We start from the raw sequence: 19,997 nt of genomic DNA, 5'->3' as shown, positions 1-19,997 counted from the left end.
AAAAAAGGGACAATATTTTGATATATATCAAAATATTGTCCCTTTTTATTTATATTTCATTTTCTTCCATTAATTTTAGTTTTTTTCGCCAATAACGTGAATAAATCGCACCTAATGGATTATGAGCAAGTACTCTATCTTTTGCAACTAATGTAGTTACAGGGCCATTACAATTTTTGTTAAATATCGCATCATGACCTACACATAAACCACAGGAAATAAATAAATCACAACCTGCTTGATTTAAAAATTCAGCTTGATATTTAGGATTACACATACTTTCTGTTGTACTTTGGGGATTTATTTTTTTCAAACCTAATTTATCTTTTGCTATCGCACAATTTTTGCAGCAAATAGATACTACTTCAAATTCACGTGCTAAAAATTTATTAATCAAATAAGCTTCTTTATTTAAACCGATACAAAAAGCTAGACCTAATTTTTTATAGCCCATTTGTTTGGCAAATTCTACAGTTTCTTCTAAACGTGTAAGCTCACTATAATATGTGGCTTCCACAAAAGCTGCTGCTTTCATAATTTTTTTCTCTTCATCAGTATATAAATCAATTACTTCATCTTGATTTATTTTTTTGCAACTAATACCTCTGCCTGCACAAATATGACTTTTACAATTTGCACAATCACCAATCATATTAACACCTCCAAATAAGTATATATTTATTTTATTATACAACAAAACCCTAAGAGAAATGTCTCTCTTAGGGTTTCATTTTCATCTATTTTTATTGTTCACCAATCATCTTTACTTCTGGATAAAGTTTCACGCCATGAGCTTTATAAACTCTATCTTGTACTTCTTTGATTAAATCAAGTACATCTTGAGCTGTTGCTCCGCCGATATTAACTACAAAACCAGCATGTTTTTTAGAAACTTGCGCACCACCAACTGTGAGACCTTTTAAACCTGTTTGGTCAATTAAAGTCCCTGCAAAATATCCAGGTGGGCGTTTAAAAGTACTACCTGCACTTGGATATTCAAGTGGTTGTTTTGTTTCTCTACGATTAGTCAAATCTGCCATTTTAGCTAAAATCTCATCTTGATTTCCTTCTTGTAATTCTAATTCAACTTCTAAAATCAAATTATCATTATCTTGGAAAATACTATGACGATAAGAAAATTGAGCTTCTTCATTTGTATAGTATACGAGGTTTCCTTCTTTATCAATAGCACTAACGCGATGAACTACATTTTTTATTTCACCATCATAAGCACCAGCATTCATGAAGATACAACCACCGATACTACCTGGAATACCCACTGCAAATTCAAGACCTGTAAGTGAAGCTTCACCTGCAAATTTAGAAACATCAACCATTAAAGCACCACATTGAGCTTTAATGAAATTACCATCTCTTGTAATTTTAGCAAAACGTTCATTTAAATTTACAACAATACCACGAATGCCTTTATCCATGACTAACAAATTAGAGCCATTGCCAAGCATTGTAAGTGGTACATCATATTCTTTTACTATTTTTATAACAGCGATAGCTTCTTCAACTGTTGAAGGCATTACAAAGCAATCAGCTGGACCACCAATTTGAAATGTAGTATGTTTAGACATTGGCTCATCTATTAACACACTATCTTCTGGCAAAATTTGTTTTAATTTAGCTATACATTCATTTAATTTTTGCATTATTTATGCTCCTATCAATCTAAATGATCAAAACCAACTTGTTTTAAATTTGCATAATCAAGTTGTCGCATAGCCTCATAGGCAATTACAGCCACAGAATTAGATAAATTTAAAGAACGTGATTCACTTATCATCGGTATGCGAATGCAATCGTCCCAATGTTCTTTTAAAATACTTTCAGGAATACCTGCTGTTTCTTTACCAAAAACAAGCATATCATCCATGCCATAAGTTACATCACTGTGTACATGATTGGCTTTTGTTGTAGCATAATGAAATTTATGACCTTTATATTTTTCTAAAACTTCATCAAAGTTTTCATGATAATGCACTTTTACTAAATGCCAATAATCAAGACCTGCTCTTTTTAAATATTTATCATCAGTAGAAAAACCAAGTGGTTTTACTAAATGAAGTTCAATACCTGTATTTGCACAAAGACGTGCAATATTACCAGTATTTGCTGGAATTTCAGGTTCAATCAAAACAATATGCACTTATTTTCACCAGCCTTATTAAAGAAGCACTTTATGAGAAAGATTTACTCTACCTTGACGGTCAATTTCTGTAACTTTTACTTCTAATTCATCGCCAATATTTAAAACATCTTCTACTTTTCCTACGCGTTCTTTTGCTAATTGAGAAATATGGCACAAGCCTTCTTTACCTGGTAAGATTTCTACAAATGCACCGAAATTCATAATGCGTGTAACTTTACCTTTATAAACTGCACCAACTTCAACTTCAGCAGTTAAAGCATTGATCATATCTTGAGCTTTCTGTGCAGATTCAGCACCTACTGCTGTGATAAATACATTACCATCATCATGAATATCGATTTGTACACCAGTTTCATCAATTATTTTTTTAATTGTTTTTCCGCCTGGTCCAATTACATCGCGAATTTTATCAGTAGGGATTTTCATACTATTTACGCGTGGAGCGTATGGAGATAATTCTTTATTTGGTTCACTGATACATTCAAGCATTTTGCTTAAGATAAATTCACGGCCACGTTTTGCTTGAGCAAGAGCAGCTGCTAAAATTTCTCTGCTAAGACCATCTACTTTGATATCCATTTGAATAGCTGTGATACCATCTGGAGTACCTGCTACTTTGAAGTCCATATCACCAAGAGCATCTTCCATACCTTGGATATCTGTTAAAATTGTGTAAGCATCGCCATCTTTTACTAAGCCCATTGCACAACCAGATACTGGTTTTTTAATAGGCACACCAGCGTGCATTAAGGAAAGTGTACTACCGCATACACTACCCATGGAACTAGAACCATTGGATTCTAAAACTTCAGATACAAGGCGAAGTGTATAAGGGAATTCTTCTACAGAAGGAATAACTGGCACTAATGCACGTTCTGCAAGCGCACCATGACCGATTTCACGACGACCTGGGCTACGCATTGGACGAGCTTCACCAACGGAATAACCTGGGAAATTATAATGATGGATATAACGTTTAGATGTATCATCACCGATACCATCAATTACTTGTTCATCACCTAAAGCGCCAAGTGTAGTAACATTTAAAATCTGAGTCTGTCCACGAGTGAAAAGTGCACTACCATGTGTACGAGGTAAAATACCTACTTCACAGCTAATAGGACGAACTTCTTCTAAGCCACGACCATCTGGACGAATTTTTTCATGAGTGATCATATGACGTACAATGCCTTTTAAAGTTTTGTAGAGCACATAATCTATTTCCATATCCATTTCTGGGTAAAGTTCTAAGAAATGTTCTTTTGCTTCAGCTTTTACTTCTGCTACATGTTCATCACGGCGAAGTTTATCAGCATCACGAACAGCAGCATCAAATTTATCATAAGTGTATTCATGAATAGCATTTACAAGTTCTTCTGGAACAGTAAATAATTTTGGCTGATGTTTTTCTTTACCGCATTTTTCCATCATTTCTTGCTGGAATTTTACTAAGCGTTTGATTTCTTCATGACCAAATAAAATAGCATCAAGAACTACTTCTTCGGATAATTCATTTGCACCAGCTTCAACCATCATTACAGCATCATAAGAACCTGCTACAGTCAAGTTTAAATCAGATTTTTCACGCTGTTCAACTGTTGGATTGATAACAAATTCGCCATCAATACGACCAACACGAACACCAGCGATTGGCCCTAAAAATGGAATATCAGAAATAGAAAGTGCACAAGATGCACCAATCATACCAGCGATTTCTGGAGCATTATCTTGTTCTACAGATAAAACTGTAGCTACAATCTGAACATCATTTCTATAACCTTCTGGGAATAATGGACGAATAGGTCTGTCGATTAAACGGCTATTTAAGATAGCAGATTCAGCAGGACGACCTTCTCTTTTTATAAAACCGCCAGGTATTTTACCAACAGCGTACATTTTTTCTTCATAATCAACTGTTAAAGGGAAAAAATCTACTCCCTCACGTGGCTCAGCAGAAGCTGTTGCTGTTACTAAAACTACAGTTTCACCATATCTAACTAATACAGCGCCATTTGCTTGTTTCGCCATTTTGCCTGTTTCTACAACAAAACTGCGACCGCCAAGTGTTGTTTCAAAAGTATACATAACTTACCTCCTATTTATGTATTTATCAATATTTTAATCTTTGTGTCTATATCTATTTTAACTTAAAATCAAGCAAACTAAAAGAAAAAGCGGGAAAGGCTCCCGCTTTTTCAATTAATTATTTACGTAAATTTAATTTTGCAATAAGAGCACGATAACGTTCTACATCGATATCATATAAATAGCTTAAAAGTCTTCTACGATGACCAACCATTTTTAATAAGCCACGACGGGAATGATGGTCTTTTTTATTGTTTTTAAGATGTTCAGTAAGATATGCGATACGTGCAGTTAATAAAGCAACCTGTACTTCTGGAGATCCAGTGTCACCTTCATGAGTAGCGTTATCTTGAATGATTTGTAATTTTTGTTCTTGAGTTAACATTAAAATATCCTCCTAAATTTTATTTCTCCCGAATCCACGACAGCGTTGGAGTTTCGCTTACCCTAGAATGGGAATGTCTTTTGCATACAAAAATTAATATATCATAAATAAATATCACTGTAAAGAAAAAGATTAATGCTTTTATTTTAAGGATAAATATATATTTCAACTTTTTTAGATAATTGTTACAATATACCTAAACCATTTTATTGTCAGAAAGGAATTTTGTCATGCTAAAAAATAAAAAATTTGCTTTTTTTGATATGGACGGCACTTTAATTGACTCTGTTGGCATCTGGAATGAAATCGACCAAAAACTCATTGAAAAATTAGCCAATAAAACAATTGATGAAACAACTGTGCAAAACGACCGTGATACACAATTAAAAAAATTCAATGCACAACCAAATCCTTATTTATGTTATTGCCAATATCTCAAGGATAAATATTCAGCTCAAATTTCAGCTGAAAAAATCATCAAATTGCGTTATGAAATAGCTCAAGATTTTCTCCAAAATATAATCGATTATAAACCACAAGCCGATTTAGTCATCAAAAAATTAAAAGCAAAGAATTTTACGCTTGCTATAACAACAACTACAAAACGCACAAATATGGATATATATCGCACTTTAAATAAAAATATCAACGCCAAAGCTCCACTTGATGAATATTTTGATTTAATCTACACACGTGAAGATGTCAGCAAAATCAAACCAGACCCTGAAGTTTATCAAAAAGCTATGCAAAAATTTAATGCCAAACCAGAAGAATGTATCGTCTTTGAAGATTCATTAATCGGTATTGAAGCTGCTAAAAAAGCTGGTATTGAAACCATTGCTATTTATGACAAATATTCTGATGCTGATACAGAGGCAATAAAAGCACAAGCTGATTTTTATCTCCACAATTATACAGAGCTTCTATCCTCTATTGATGAATTATAAACAAAAAAGGTTATGCAAAAGCATAACCTTTTTTATTAATCGATTTCTATACCTTTTGTTTCTGGAACAGTGAACCACATAAAAATAAGTGCTATTGGATAAATAACAAATACAAGACTCATTGCTCCTATCAAGCTTCCACCTGTTGCCAAATAACCAATTATAGCAGGGCCAAAACCAGATAGACCACGACCTGTACCAAAAATTATATTTTCTGCAGTAGAACGTGCTTCAGATGGATAATTTTCAGCAATAACCGCACCATAACCACCCATCATACCATTTACAGTGAAGCCTAATAAGAAACTTCCCCATAATAAACTTGCTTGACTTGTAAAGAAAAAGAAATAAATTACACAGTAAATTGTTCCACCAATATACCAAAGTGCAAAAGTTTTTTTACGTCCAATTTTATCAGCCAAGATACCAAATAAGATTATACCTAAAACCATACCAGCAATAGATATTACCATCCAACCACTTGTCTGCGCTAAACTATAGCCATATTTTTGAGATAAAATTGTTGGCATCCAACTAAATATCGCATAATAACCAAAGTTTTGCACTAAACACATCACTGTAAGCCCTATTGTTGTCGCTGTTATTCTCTTTGTAGTGAATAATTTTTTAAGTGGCATACCAGCCAAATAATAATATTCTTTTTGTTCTTTTTCAGTGATAGTTCCATTTTCTTTTTTAACAATCAATTCTTGCTGACGCTGTTTTTTACGTTGCCACAAAATCGGTTCTTTAAGATGCATACGTACATAAATTGCGATGAGTGCAGGGACTAAACCTACAAGAAATACTGCACGCCAGCCAAACATTGGCACAATTATAGCCGGTATAACTGCTGCTAATAATACACCGCCTTGCCAACCAAGTGCTACCCATGAAGTAGCTCTTGCTCGCATATCAGGTGCCCATGTTTCAGTAACAATCGCCATACCAATACCAAATTCACCACCGATACCAAGACCAATGATAAAACGTAAAACAAGTAACACTGTATAATTATCAACAAAATACATCAAGAATGTGGCTACCGCAAATAAAATTATCGAAAAAGATAATATCTTTGTACGTCCATATTTATCTGCTAACAATCCAAAAATATATGAACCAATCCACATACCAATCGTTGTTGCTAAAGTTAAATTCCCAGCTTCTGCTGTAGTAAGTCCAAAATCTTTAATAATAAAAACTAAAATAAATGATAATAAAAACATATCCAGACCATCAGCTGCATATCCTAATACAGCACCTATTAATGTCTTAATATAATGGTCTGCTTCTCCTTCTACATGTTTTTCCTTCGCCATAAAAATCCTCCTCTTATTATCTATACTATCTTTGTCCAAATATATATATGTACAAAAATACATATATAACTAATACTTAATGTCATATATGTATTTTTTGCAAACTTAAATATCCCAATGAATTTTTTCTGGTGAAGGACAAGCATGGTCAATCGTATTTAAAATCCATGCGACATTATTATGAGTAGCACTAAAAGCTTTTTCTATAGCAGGCTTATATTTTTCAGGAATATCCATAAAAGATAAAGCCTTTCTCATATAATTTAAAGCTTCCTCTTTCATCAGACCGGTAGCCATTAATTGAGCTTTAAAACGATAACCATAATATAAATAACTATTATGTTTCACGTCTAAATTCTCAAATACGCGAATTTTTTCATCGATTTCGTTTTCAGCTGTTTCAATATCTTGCTTATTATATAATAAATTCCAGCGGTCAGCCCAAACTTCTCCACGTAGAATATATTTATATAAATAATCTGTAGACTCTACTAATTGTACAGCTAGATTTATATAGTGGAGAGCATCATCATATTTTTTATCTTCACGAAGGCAAGAAGATAATCTTTGCAAAGCATAAACTTTTTCTTCTACCTGTTCAGGATTTTCTTCATCTATTTCTACTTCAACAACAGAACGAAACAACTCTATTGCTTCATCATGTTTTTTTAACTCTGGCATTGCCAAAAAATGAGCTAGACGTGCTCTACTTCTCCAATCATCAAAACCGCCAGCAAATAAACTAGCAGGTGGACTCGCAGGTGAATCCATTACATAATGTGTAAGTTCATGAAACTCATGACTGTTCATGTAAAAACCTCCTAATATTCATCCTATTTCTCAATATTGACTTTATATATAATCTAATATATGTTGAATATATTAGATATATTTTATCATATATTACTTATAAGGCAAAAGAGAGGTTTTTTTCATGAAAATAGGTTTTATTGGTATTGGTTTAATGGGTGGTCCTTTAGCTAGAAATCTTATTCGTGCCGGCAAAGAAGTTTATATTTATGGCAGAAATCAACAACATATAAATAAAGTATTAAGTGCTGGCACTACAGGAAAAGCTGTAAAAAATATTAACGATTTAGCTATTTGCGATATTATTTTTACATGTTTGCCACTTCCACAAACAGTAAAATCAATCATGATAGAAAATAATGGCTTACTCAGTCAATTAAAACCTGGCTCTATCTATATTGATACTAGTACTATCGACCCTAGTACTGCTACAGAAATAGAACAATATGCTATTCATCATAATGTCCATTATATAGCTTGTACTTTAGGATTAGGTCCTGCACAAGCTGAAACAGCTTCTGAACCATTATTTGTTGGTGGCAATAAAGAAATATTTACAAAAATAATGCCTATTTTAAACTTAATTGGTTCTCCTGTTCATTACTTAGGTGGTGTAGTTCAGGCTTATGCTTTCAAAATAATCAGTAACATGATTGGTATGACTAATCTTGCAATACTTGCTGAAGGTATTCATCTAGCACAAAAAGCTAATATAGATATTGAACAATTTTTAACATTATTAGCACAAACAGGAGGAGATTCTAATCAATTAAGTCGCAGAGGTCCAGCCATAGCTAACAATGATTTTAGCAATCGCTTTGCTGTTGATTTAACTTTAAAAGATTTAACTCTTGGTTGTAATATGGCTAAAGATTTTAATTATACTCCTATATTTAGTCAAAAATCCCGTGAACTTTATCAAAAAGCTTCTGAACAAGGTTATGGTGCAGAAGATTGTTGTGCTATTTATAAAGTCCTTGAATAAAATAATTCTAAAAACTAAAAGAGATTATGGTTTATTATCCAAACCATAATCTCTTTTTTATTCTCAAAACAATATAAATTATTATTTTTTGTTTTCTAAATAATGAGGAAGCCATGCAGAAAATAATGCTACTATTGGCACTGTTAAAATAACGCCAAAGCTACCAGATATCCCTTGCATGATTTCTATACCAATAGAATTTGAATTTATTAATTGCAAATATGGTAAATCATATACATAATCTAATACCCATACACCAAGAGAGCCACCAAAGAAAGCTAAAATAAGTGTTGTTGACATTGTACCCATAATATCTCGTCCAACATTCATACCGCTTTTAAATAATTCTTTAGGTGTTAATGCTGGATTTTTAACATGCAATTCTTGCACTGCTGAAGATACATCCATCGCTATATCCATTACAGCACCTAAACTTGCAAATAAAACACCAGCAAAAAGTAATTGACCTACATCAATTAAAGTATTCTGTCCAATAAATAATAATGCTTCAATATTGGATACATTATAACCTGAAAGTGATGTGAAATAGCCAAAAATATCTGCTGTCAAACCTGCAATCAATAAACCAAAAAAAGTTGCCAAAATAGCAGATAAAGCTTTTATCGTAAAACCATTAATCAAGCAAATAGTCATAGCTGTAACAATTGTCGCTGTAAAAATAGCAGCTAAAGATGGAGAAGTTCCCTTCATTATCATAGGGAAAAATACAAATACAAAACAAATGAAACTAAAAATAAGTGCAATAGCCGATTTTACACCTTTTTTCCCACCAATAATACAAAGTGAAATCAAGAAAATAGCTATAAAAATATATATTGGCATAGAACGGTCTACATTATATACAGTAGTAACATGTAATTGCCCCACTACACTAGAAATAGTGATTACTTCTAAACCTGGCTTACATGCTGTTCCAAACAATAATCCATTAGGACTATTTGCCTCCAAAATCTGCCCTTTTTGTGGTCCAGTTTCCATCTGTAATAATACAACTTGGTCGCCCACACGAGAACCATCTTCTTGTATATTATCTTTTAAAACTTCCACTACTGTTGCTTTTTCAAAAGCGCGCCCTTGTGTATTTACCAAAGTTGGTTTTTCTACTTGATTATACGATTGTAAAAAGAAAAAACCACCTATTAATATACAAATAATTATAATCCCACGAACCCAAATATTTTTTAACAAATTCATAAAAAATTCCTCTCTTATTATCATTATATTAGTTTTTTTAATGTAAAAACTGCGGTAAAGCATATACTTTACCGCAGTTAGAGAAAAATTAAATCTTACTTATTATCTCTTAATAATGCTATAAGCTTCATCGATTGGTGTGCCTGTTTGAGCATCATATGTGTTAATAGTAAATTTATCATCAGTAATATTGATTACAGAATATGTTGGTCTCCAAGTCTGGCTACGAGCAGCTACATAATCTTGTTGCTGTTCAATTAAATTATAGAATTTAGAACCAGTTGCAGAGTTAGAAGTCATGTAGAATACACCTTCTGGATTTACTAAAGTGCCTTGTTTCATATCAGCAATAGTGTAGCAACGATTTTGAGAAGTATAGTATTCTTTGAATGCACTGTCAGATTTTAATTTATTATCAAGTACTTTATGGTCTTGTCCATGTTGACCTACTTTATATTCTGCAAAATCATCATATTGTTTACCATCACTTGTAAGCTGATAAGTACGAGCATAAGTATGGTCATGACCTTGTAATACTACGTCGATATCATTTGCATCAAAAATAGGTGTTAATTGGTTACGTAAAATAATACCATCAGAGTCAGAGTGGTCTAAACCTGAACCGTAGATATCTTGGTGCATTACAACAATACGCCATTTTGCATTTGGATTTTCTTTTACTGCTTTTTCTACTAAAGCTTTATGGTCAGCTGCATTATAGTTATTAGCATTGATGACAATGAATAAAGCACTGCCATAAGTATAATAATATCCATGACCTGCAACTGTAGAATTAGTTTCTGCTGTAAATGGATTTGGCACATTGAAGTGATTTTGATAGCTAGTAGTCAAGCAATCATGGTTACCAATAGCTACTGCTTGTGGTAAATTGCGGAAAGCTGTTGCAGATAAATATCCGGAGTATTCATATTCCTGTAATAAATGTTTTTCAGCGTTATTACCAGCTGGTTCATTAATTTGGTCACCAGGAGATACTAAGAAGTTAATTTCTGGATGTTGTGCTAAAGCACTATTTAATGTTTTATTCCAGTTATAAGCATCATTTCTAGCTGCAACATCTTCACTTTGTTCTACAGCACTTTCATTTGGAACTTGACCTTTAGAAGCACCAATCTGTGGGTCACCTACATACATAAATGAGAAATTATGTGGATCGCCTGTTTTATATTCATGAGCTTGTTGCCATTTACCATTTAATTTTACCTGATAATAATATGTAGTATTTGGTTCAAAGCCATCAGCTGTTACTTTATTGCTATAATACTGCACACCATTGATTACAGTACCTTCTGTACAAGTACCTTTAAATTCTTTAGCGTTTTTCATATCTTTATTATCAGCAATACGCACTACAGCTTCATTTGCTTTTTCTTTAGAATACCAACCAAAATTTAATTTAGAAAAATCGGAGCCTGGAATTAAAGCAACTTGTTCATAATTTGTTTTAATTTTATCCCAGTTAGCTTTCCAATCTGCCCAATCTGTATGTTCTGATACAGCTGTTTTAGTAGTAAAAGCTGGTGTTAAAGAAGCATCATTCCATTGTTCTGTTGCCGCATAAACAGTTAAAGAGCCTACACTAAGTGCTGCACTTAAGCATAAAGCTAACATTCTTTTTTTATTTTTTTTCAAATAAAACACAAAAGTCACTCTCCTTAGTTCTAATCAAAAGTAAGATAATTTCTATATCTTTTGTAGATATATTTATTCTATATTTTATTTTTAAAAATACTGTAAACGTAACGTAAAATTTAAATAAATATATACAAAAATAACTGTAAAATAAAAGTGATAAGAAAAATTCTTATCACTTTTATATCAAATCATCATTTATTTTTTTACAATTGTATAGGAGCTATCTATTGCTTCGCCTGTTTCTACATCATAAGTATTAACAGTGAAACTATCTTTTGTAATGTTGATTACAGAATAAGATGGTCTCCAATTTTGACTACGAGCTGCTACATAATCTTGTTGTTCTGGAATTAAATTATAGAATTTAGAACCAGTTGCAGAGTTAGAAGTCAAATAAAATACACCTTCTGGATTTACAACTGTACCTTGTGATTTATCTGCTATATTGTAGCAAAGATTTTGAGATTTATAATATGCTCTAAATACGCCATCTTTTTCAAAGCGTTCATCAAAATTATCGTGGTTAAATCCACCTTGATCTTGTTTGTATTCTAAGAACTCATCATGTGCCTGTCCATCACTTGTAAGCTGATAAGTACGTGCATAGCTATGATCATGACCTTGTAATACTACATCAATATCATTTGCATCAAAAATTGGTGTCAATTGTGTACGCAAGATAATGCCATCAGAATCTGAATGGTCTAAACCTGAACCATAAATATCTTGGTGCATTACAACAATACGCCATTTTGCATTTGGATTTTCTTTGATAGCTTTTTCAATCAAAGCTTTATGGTCTGCTGCATTATAGTTATTAGCATTAATAACAATGAATAAAGCGTTACCATAACTATAAAAATATCCGTTACCAGCAGGTGTTGGTGTAGATTCTTCAAGGAATGGGTTTGGATTATTGAAGTGATTTTGATAGCTTGCGGAGCTACAATCATGGTTACCAATAGCTACTGCCTGTGGTAAATTGCGAAGTACGGAGGCTGAAAGATATCCAGAATATTGGTCTTCTTGTTCTTTTAAATCTTTTGCGTCTTCATTACCTTTTACACTTACCTGGTCACCAGGAGATACTAAAAAGTCTATTTCTGGATGTTGTTCCATTGCTTTATTTAAAGTTACATTCCAGTTATAAGAATCATTTCTAGCAGCTAAATCATTACCTAATTTTTTACCATTAGATTCTGCATTTTTTTGTTTATATGAAGAACCAATCTGTGGGTCACCTACAAACATAAAGCTGAAATTGTCTGGATCACCTGTTTTATATTCTTGAGCTTGTTGCCATTCACCATTTAATTTTACTTGATAATAATATGTGCTATTTGGTTTAAAACCATCAGCTGTTACTTTATTGCTATAATACTGCACACCATTGATTACAGTACCTTCTGTGCAAGTACCTTTAAATTCTTTGGCATTTTTCATTTCTTTATTATCAGCAATACGTACCATTGCTTTATCTGTTTTTTCTTTAGAATACCAACCAAAATTTAATTTAGAAAAATCAGCGCCTGGTGTAAGTGCTACCTGTTCATAATTCGTTTTTAAATTATCCCAGCCAGCTTTCCACTGTTCCCAATTAGTATTATCAGAAATAGGTGTTTTAGTTTCTACCATTGGTTTTGTAGAAGCATCATTCCAATATTCTGTTGCCGCATAAGCAGTTAAAGAACCTGCACTAAGTGCTGCACTTAAACAAAGTGCTATCATCTGTTTTTTAGTTTTTCTAAAATGAAACATTCACTATCGCCTCTTAGTTTATATTTAAATTTAATTTATGGACTTATTTATTAAAATTTAAATTTAAGACTAGTATATACTGTATCAGCATCTTTATCTGTATCCATATCTTTACCATCAAAATAAAGAAGTTCGCCTAGAATATTTTCAGCAAAAGCATATTCTACACCAGCTACAAGACCTTTTTGACCTTCTGCAGCATCATCATAAGCAGTCTCAATAGTTACATTTTCTCCAAGATGACGATATCCTATATATGCTCCCCAAGAACCTGCATCTTTCGCACTTGCGCCTTTATACTGTATTTCTACACTACCTGCTTTATCATAGCTATTAGCATCAGTATTTTGTAAATACTGTCCAGCTAATGCAACATTTTTATCAAAATTATATTTACCGCCGACATACCATAAATTAGCTTTATTATCATCAACGTCTAAATCTAATTCAACATCTTTATCTAATCCACTCAATAAAATATAACCTGCATTGAGTGCTAAATTGTCATTTGGTGTGTAATCAAACTGTACACCATAGTAATCAGCAGTGATATCTTTTGCTGTTTTACCATCAGGGATTTCACCATCATGATCGTTTTCACTGTAGCGACCAATAGCTATATTTGTATTAAATACATCACTACCAAAATTTGCTGTCATACCAGAAATTTCATCATCAAAAATCATACCCTGACAAATATCTAAAGAAGTTCTACCAGCTGTTACTGTTGCACCAAATAAAGGACCTTCTACATAAGCTTTGCTCACTTCTAATTCAGCATTGGAGTCTACTTCAGGATACATAGTGTATTCAATTTTAGCATTAGCAGTCCAATCACTATCACCAATATAAGCTTTTGGTTCAAATTTAAATTCTAATTTATTAGAGCGTTTATCTTTTCCTTCATCATGATTTTCCTGCGAATATTTATATTTTAATTCGCCTTTCCATTTCATATTGTCGGATTTTTTCTCTAAATCTGCAACGCGCACACCTAAATTATCCAATTCATCAGCAAATTCAACAGCCAATTTATCAACAATTGCTTTGTCTGCTTTTTCAAGATCAGTTCTTGCCATTGCTCGTGCTACAATCTGTGCCATTTCATAACGAGTCATAGTATTTTGACCTTGATATGTACCATCTGGATAGCCATCAATCACGCCATCATTAGCAAGTGTAGTAACTGCATCATATGCCCAACTATCAGCTGGCACATCACTAAATGGATTAGTTGCTGCAAAAGATGTACTTGCTATTCCCATCATTAAACTTGCGGTGATTGCACTTGTAATAAGCTTTTTCTTAAACATTAAATATTCCTCCAAAAATGATTAATACACTCTACCTAAAAAAAGTAAAAACAAATTTGCTCAAAATAACTCCGATTAATTTTTCAGAGAAATATTTCAAAACGGTTACTATTATAAAAAGATTTTTTAAAATCAAAATCAATAGTTTGTAAAAACTATATTAAAGATATGTAAAAAATATGTAACAAAATATATTTAAATAAAATAAAAGTAAAATTTCACGCCATATTTATTTTTATATGCCAATACTATAAAATATTAAATATCATATACTTCATAATATTAAATTAGAAAAGTAGGTGTTTCTATGCGAATATTATTTGCTGAAGATGATAAAAGACTATCTAAAATGATTGATTTTCTTCTAAAAAAAGAAAATTACATTGTAGATTGTGTATATAATGGACAAGATGCTATTGATTATGCTAATTTATCGGACTATGATATCATTATTTTAGATTGGATGATGCCTTTAAAATCCGGTATCGAAGTATGTAGATATCTGCGAGCAAAAAATAATCAAACTGCTATTTTAATGCTGACAGCTAGGGATTCTCTTGAAGATAAAATCGATGGTTTAGATAGTGGAGCCGATGATTATTTAGCCAAACCATTTGAATTTCCAGAGCTACTAGCTAGAATAAGAGCTCTATCTCGTCGCATCAACAAAACATTTTATAATGATATCATTGAATATAGCAATCTAAAATTAAATTGTTGTAATGCCATTTTGACTTATAAACAAATAGAAGTATCTTTAAGCCCTAGAGAAAATCAACTCATGGAATTATTAATTAGAAATACACATCAAATTCTACCTCGTGAACAAATTATTGATAAAATCTGGGGATACGATACTAATATAAATTCCAATACTTTAGATGTAACAATAAAATCTCTACGTCAAAAATTAACTAAATTATCATTAAGTGATTGTATCCATACCATTCGTGGTATCGGTTATAAATTTGAAATGGATATATAATATGTTTACAAAATTCAAAGAAAAAATCGTTAAAGATTATTGCTATCTTACTGTATTACTATTATTATTTGTATCATTTTCTTTATATATTGTAGGTTTTTCTATATCATATAAAAGCCAATTATCTCATATAAAAATGCTCGCTATTGAAGAAAGCGAAGACTTATTTTATAAAATCAACACTAAGGATTTAAAAAATTTTCCTAAAGATGATGATAACTCGCCTGAAGAAGATAATTATTTCAATAAAATTTTCATCTATGGATATACTAAAGACCATCAATTAGTATTTGAACATAATAATATGGAATGGTCTGAAAAATCTATCACTAAAATTATTAATGATAATTCACTTTCTTTTCATAAGGTATATTTTGATTTTAATTTAGTTGATAATCGCCATCTGAAATATTTAATTTATATGCGCTATCCGCTCTTAGAAAATAATGTATTTTTAGGTGAAGTCTATGTTGGCATAGAAATAACTCATTGGGTGCGTGAACAAATTCGCATATTCTTCATTTTATTAATAATTATTTCTCTATCCTTATTTTTTGTACGCTATGTCGCTTATAAAATGGCAAATAAAGCTATGCAACCTGTCGTTCAATCCTTTGAACAACAAAAACAGTTTATTGCCAATGCCTCTCATGAATTACGAACACCTTTAAGCATTATAATGTCTGGATTAACTGTATTAAAAACAGATGATGAAAATAATCTCTCTAAATTTTCCATAGATACTATTGATGATATTAATGATGAAAGCTTAAAAATGAAAAAACTCATTGACAATTTATTATTATCTGCAAGAAATACTAATAATACATTAACTGTGCATAGCACTAAATTTAACCTCAACAATCTCATCAATAAAATCTACACTAAATTTTCTTTATTAGCTAAAAATAAACAAATCACCCTCAAAATTTCTAACCCTCCGGATATTTTTATAACGGCTGATATGTCTCATATAGAACAAATATTAGCCATCTTAGTGGATAATGCTATTAAATACAGTGATGAAAATAGTTCTATTTTTATCACCATATCAGAAGATAAACAATGTATAAAAATTGCAATCAAAGATAGTGGCCCTGGCATATCAATTGAAGATTTACCACATATATTTAAGCCATTTTATCGTGCTAATAATACTCGCACTTATTATGGTAATGGTCTTGGTTTATCAATAGCTCAAATACTCGCTCAAAAAAATCACAGTAATATTCTCGTTGAAAATAATAAAGAAAAAGGTTCTTGTTTTACTTTAATAATCTCTAAAAATTAATATTGTACTTTTTATTTTCACTTCAGCTTTTTTTCAGAATGCTCCTTTATGATTTTCTTAAATTAATCATAAAGGAGTTATTTTTATGAAATCGCAGCAAACTTCATCTCAATTATTCGACTTTAAAAATCTCGACAAAACTTCTATTTTTACTATAGCTATAATCTTCATAATTTTATACCTCTGGCATCTCGGTCTATACCCCTTGATAAACCCTGACGAAGGCAGATATGCTGAAATTCCTCGCGAAATGCTTGCTAATAAAAATTTCATTACTCCATATTTAAATGGCGTAGAGTATTTTGAAAAACCAGCCCTTCAATACTGGATTACAGCTTTTTTTATGTATATATTTGGCGAAAATGAATTTTCCGTGCGTTTATTTCCTGCTCTATGTGCTTTAGGGGGTATATATTTAACAGGATATTTAGCTACTAAGATGTTTAATCGCCAAACAGGTTTTCTAGCTAGCATTATAATTGGCAGTTCCTTTCTTTATTTAATTATAGGCTCTTTAAATATCTTAGATATGGCAATATCTTTTTTCATCACCCTATCTATGGTGAGTTATTATCAATTTAGCACTACATTAAAATCAAAATATCTATATATATTTTACGCTTCTATGGCTTTTGGTACTCTGACAAAAGGTCTAATTGCTATTGTTTTAACCTTTGCTATTATATTTTGTTATTGTTTGCTCACTAAAAATTTAAAACTACTATTGAAAAGTATTTCTCTTATCGGTATATTAATTTTTCTCGTGATTTGTATACCATGGTTTTATTTAGTTTGCAAAGATAATCCAGACTTCTTCTATTTCTTTTTTATCCATGAACATTTTTTACGCTATTTAACTAAAGTTCATGACCGTTATCAACCTTTTTATTTCTTCATACCTTGTATCATTTTAGGGATTTTCCCATGGACTGGATTTTTTATATCTTCTTTCTTATCCAAATCACCAAAAAGAACATGGTATAAATTTATAACTAATCCTCATAGACATAAATATATTTATTTATGTCTATGGTTTAGTATAATTTTTGTTTTTTACTCCATGTCAGACTCTAAACTTGTACCTTATATAGTCCCTTGTTTGATGCCTATGGCTATATTGATTAGTCATCATTTAAATCACATTTCTTATCAGACAACTAAAATAAAAATTGCTCTATTTATTAATGCTTTTATTTCCCTGCTCATCATTGTTGCTTTAATCGTAACAGCTATTAAAAGCGATTTTATCAGTTTAGATGAATTTATCTTTTCTGGCAGTTTCATCATTTTAGTACTATTTATCTCTAATCTAATAATATTTATATCTTGGTATAAATATAAAAATTTCTCACAAATAATCGCAATTTATGCTATATCTTCTATTTTATTTAGCTTTTCTTTGCAACCTGTAATCACACAAGTGTCCCAACATCGCACAGGAAAAGAAATTGCTCAAGTAGTAAATACTTTAAAGACAAAAGATACGCTGATAATCTCTTATAAAGATTATCTTCAAGATTTACCATTTTATACAAAATCACGCATTGCCATCTACGATTATCTAGGTGAATTAGAATTTGGCTCTAAACACGATAGCGGACAGGGCTGGTTCTTTAACAAAGAAGAATTTCTGTCCACATGGCAACAAAATCCTCATGCGATATTAGTCGTTCCTCAAAAATATAAACAAGAATGTTTAGCTGAATTAAATGATGAAAATGCTGTTATTTACTTTGAAACTAATAAATATTTAATCATCACTCATAACTAAATAAAAAAGCATGTTAAAGATTACGAAATTCAACATAACCTTTAACATGCTATTTTTTATTTAAAACTCAAATTTTTCTACTGCACCATCATGAGTTAAGATAAATTTTTCCTGTTGAGGAATATTTCCTCTTTTATCCTTAGGTGGAATAATTTCATATTTTTCTAAAGCTTGTATACATGCTGTATTTAAATCTTGATATTCTTCTTCACTTAAACCTAAATCAGATTTTTCAGCAGGTAACACAGGATAAGCCTGTATTATTTTGCCCTGCTCGTCCATGATATATTCCACTACTATGATAATAGCTTCGCCTTCTGGTACTAAATTATAATCATAAACAGGTTTTTCTTTATGTTTATACGTTGGCATTAAATCCTTAGAATCTTTTACATCGCTAAAATTCAATACAAGATTTTCTTTTGATATCTCTTTAACTACGATTTTTGTATCTTTATATGTGCGAAATTTATGTCTAGGTTCTTTTTTTACTACAGGTTCTGGCTTTTTTTCTTCTGGTGGATTAATTGTTTCTATTGGTGGTTTTTGCTTTTCTAATTCTTCTTCATCAACAACTATTTCCGATTGAGCATTGATGTCTTCTGCCTCTTCAACTACTATATCATTTGACTCGTCCTCTTGAGTTATTCCAATATCTACATACGTAATATCTTCATCAGCAGAGGATTGTAGCATTGATTTTTCGTTTAATTCTTTTGTTATATTATTCATAACATATCCACCTAGAGCAAAAATCCCTACATGCAAAACGATAGATATTACTAATCCTACTTTTACATAATTTTTAGCTTTCATCATAAAATCCTTCTATGTTCAAATTAATAATATAATTTTATCAAGAACGATATAATAAAAATACTCCCAAACAAATGATGATGATACCACCTATTTTATTCAAAGTCATTGACTCGCCAAAATAAAAATAACCCACAAAAGCAGCTATGATATAACCTATGCTTAAAAATGGATAAGCATAACTTACTTCTACTCGTGAAAGTACCATAAGCCAAACAACAAAACTTATCACATAGAAAATAAGCCCAGACCATACATAAATATTTGTGCTAGCTTTTAAAACCATGGTCAATATGGAATTAATATCTACTTGTATGCTTCCTATCTGCGACATGCCTTTTTTTAAAACTAATTGAGCAGCTGCATTTAACAATACACCTGTTAATCTGAACCTCCCACGACTAAAGTCGCAGGGTTCTCGGTCAAGTATTCTAACGAATACAGTATCTCCGAGCTATCCCCATAGTTCCTACGGTTCTTGTATATATTATTTAAGA

The 19,997-nt window shown here is 31.5% G+C and carries 18 protein-coding genes; 5 read left to right on the top strand and 13 right to left on the bottom strand.

The genetic code is table 11. The annotated features are described in order from the left end of the window. Positions 1–49 precede the first annotated feature (49 nt). The 5 genes from AC5LAX_RS02675 to rpsO all read right to left on the bottom strand — a co-directional run bounded on the left by AC5LAX_RS02675 (position 50) and on the right by rpsO (position 4,631). Positions 50–652, bottom strand: coding sequence for a DUF1847 domain-containing protein (locus AC5LAX_RS02675; protein WP_288909478.1), 603 nt, complete (start codon positions 650–652; stop codon positions 50–52). Positions 653–743: 91 nt separating this feature from the next. Then, on the bottom strand, positions 744–1,661 hold the full coding sequence (gene murB / locus AC5LAX_RS02670) for a UDP-N-acetylmuramate dehydrogenase (RefSeq protein ID WP_008539472.1): 918 nt from the start codon (positions 1,659–1,661) through the stop codon (positions 744–746). Between the two features lie 14 nt (positions 1,662–1,675). Continuing rightward, complete coding sequence (trmL, locus tag AC5LAX_RS02665) at positions 1,676–2,158, bottom strand: tRNA (uridine(34)/cytosine(34)/5-carboxymethylaminomethyluridine(34)-2'-O)-methyltransferase TrmL (protein WP_008539473.1); 483 nt, start codon at positions 2,156–2,158, stop codon at positions 1,676–1,678. Positions 2,159–2,176: 18 nt separating this feature from the next. After that, a complete protein-coding gene (locus AC5LAX_RS02660; RefSeq protein WP_204922383.1) occupies positions 2,177–4,246 on the bottom strand; it encodes a polyribonucleotide nucleotidyltransferase in 2,070 nt (689 codons plus the stop codon). 118 nt (positions 4,247–4,364) lie between these two features. After that, on the bottom strand, positions 4,365–4,631 hold the full coding sequence (rpsO, locus tag AC5LAX_RS02655; RefSeq protein ID WP_008539476.1) for a 30S ribosomal protein S15: 267 nt from the start codon (positions 4,629–4,631) through the stop codon (positions 4,365–4,367). A gap of 230 nt (positions 4,632–4,861) precedes the next feature. Between rpsO and AC5LAX_RS02650 the strand changes: the two genes are divergently transcribed. Then, complete coding sequence (locus tag AC5LAX_RS02650) at positions 4,862–5,578, top strand: HAD family hydrolase (protein ID WP_288909479.1); 717 nt, start codon at positions 4,862–4,864, stop codon at positions 5,576–5,578. A 35-nt stretch (positions 5,579–5,613) separates the two neighbouring features. Here the strand turns inward: AC5LAX_RS02650 and AC5LAX_RS02645 are convergent, their stop codons facing one another. Beyond that, on the bottom strand, positions 5,614–6,900 hold the full coding sequence (locus AC5LAX_RS02645; RefSeq protein ID WP_115152259.1) for an MFS transporter: 1,287 nt from the start codon (positions 6,898–6,900) through the stop codon (positions 5,614–5,616). 105 nt (positions 6,901–7,005) lie between these two features. Further along, on the bottom strand, positions 7,006–7,710 hold the full coding sequence (locus AC5LAX_RS02640) for a tetratricopeptide repeat protein (RefSeq protein WP_008539481.1): 705 nt from the start codon (positions 7,708–7,710) through the stop codon (positions 7,006–7,008). A gap of 124 nt (positions 7,711–7,834) precedes the next feature. Here AC5LAX_RS02640 and AC5LAX_RS02635 point away from each other — a divergent pair, with 124 nt between their 5' ends. Beyond that, entirely contained in the window at positions 7,835–8,695 is an 861-nt protein-coding gene (locus tag AC5LAX_RS02635) for an NAD(P)-dependent oxidoreductase (protein WP_288795334.1), read from the top strand. 81 nt (positions 8,696–8,776) lie between these two features. Here the strand turns inward: AC5LAX_RS02635 and AC5LAX_RS02630 are convergent, their stop codons facing one another. The 4 genes from AC5LAX_RS02630 to AC5LAX_RS02615 all read right to left on the bottom strand — a co-directional run bounded on the left by AC5LAX_RS02630 (position 8,777) and on the right by AC5LAX_RS02615 (position 14,637). Further along, positions 8,777–9,910, bottom strand: a complete 1,134-nt coding sequence (locus AC5LAX_RS02630; protein WP_008539486.1) for a YibE/F family protein — start codon at positions 9,908–9,910, stop codon at positions 8,777–8,779. Positions 9,911–10,012: 102 nt separating this feature from the next. Next, complete coding sequence (locus AC5LAX_RS02625; RefSeq protein ID WP_015561829.1) at positions 10,013–11,542, bottom strand: purple acid phosphatase family protein; 1,530 nt, start codon at positions 11,540–11,542, stop codon at positions 10,013–10,015. Between the two features lie 219 nt (positions 11,543–11,761). Continuing rightward, positions 11,762–13,324 carry a purple acid phosphatase family protein gene (locus tag AC5LAX_RS02620; protein WP_115152262.1) on the bottom strand — a complete coding sequence of 521 codons (1,563 nt, stop codon included), beginning with the start codon at positions 13,322–13,324 and terminating at the stop codon, positions 11,762–11,764. Between the two features lie 50 nt (positions 13,325–13,374). Further along, positions 13,375–14,637 (bottom strand): S-layer homology domain-containing protein, encoded by a 1,263-nt coding sequence (locus tag AC5LAX_RS02615; RefSeq protein ID WP_288909480.1) that lies wholly within the window; start codon positions 14,635–14,637, stop codon positions 13,375–13,377. 307 nt (positions 14,638–14,944) lie between these two features. Between AC5LAX_RS02615 and AC5LAX_RS02610 the strand changes: the two genes are divergently transcribed. The 3 genes from AC5LAX_RS02610 to AC5LAX_RS02600 all read left to right on the top strand — a co-directional run bounded on the left by AC5LAX_RS02610 (position 14,945) and on the right by AC5LAX_RS02600 (position 18,684). Then, positions 14,945–15,622 (top strand): response regulator transcription factor, encoded by a 678-nt coding sequence (locus tag AC5LAX_RS02610; RefSeq protein WP_288909481.1) that lies wholly within the window; start codon positions 14,945–14,947, stop codon positions 15,620–15,622. A 1-nt stretch (position 15,623) separates the two neighbouring features. After that, on the top strand, positions 15,624–16,913 hold the full coding sequence (locus AC5LAX_RS02605) for a sensor histidine kinase (RefSeq protein WP_224169342.1): 1,290 nt from the start codon (positions 15,624–15,626) through the stop codon (positions 16,911–16,913). Positions 16,914–16,998: 85 nt separating this feature from the next. Beyond that, entirely contained in the window at positions 16,999–18,684 is a 1,686-nt protein-coding gene (locus tag AC5LAX_RS02600; RefSeq protein ID WP_288909482.1) for a phospholipid carrier-dependent glycosyltransferase, read from the top strand. Positions 18,685–18,744: 60 nt separating this feature from the next. Here AC5LAX_RS02600 and AC5LAX_RS02595 read toward each other — a convergent pair whose 3' ends face one another. Next, positions 18,745–19,503, bottom strand: coding sequence for a hypothetical protein (locus tag AC5LAX_RS02595; protein ID WP_033405420.1), 759 nt, complete (start codon positions 19,501–19,503; stop codon positions 18,745–18,747). Between the two features lie 37 nt (positions 19,504–19,540). Beyond that, complete coding sequence (locus tag AC5LAX_RS02590) at positions 19,541–19,873, bottom strand: EamA family transporter (protein ID WP_206083230.1); 333 nt, start codon at positions 19,871–19,873, stop codon at positions 19,541–19,543. Positions 19,874–19,997 lie beyond the last annotated feature (124 nt).

It is taken from the genome of Megamonas sp. (assembly GCF_986095205.1).
The sequence above is the reverse complement of the archived record's forward strand: the minus strand, read 5'-3'. Positions and strand labels throughout refer to the sequence as shown.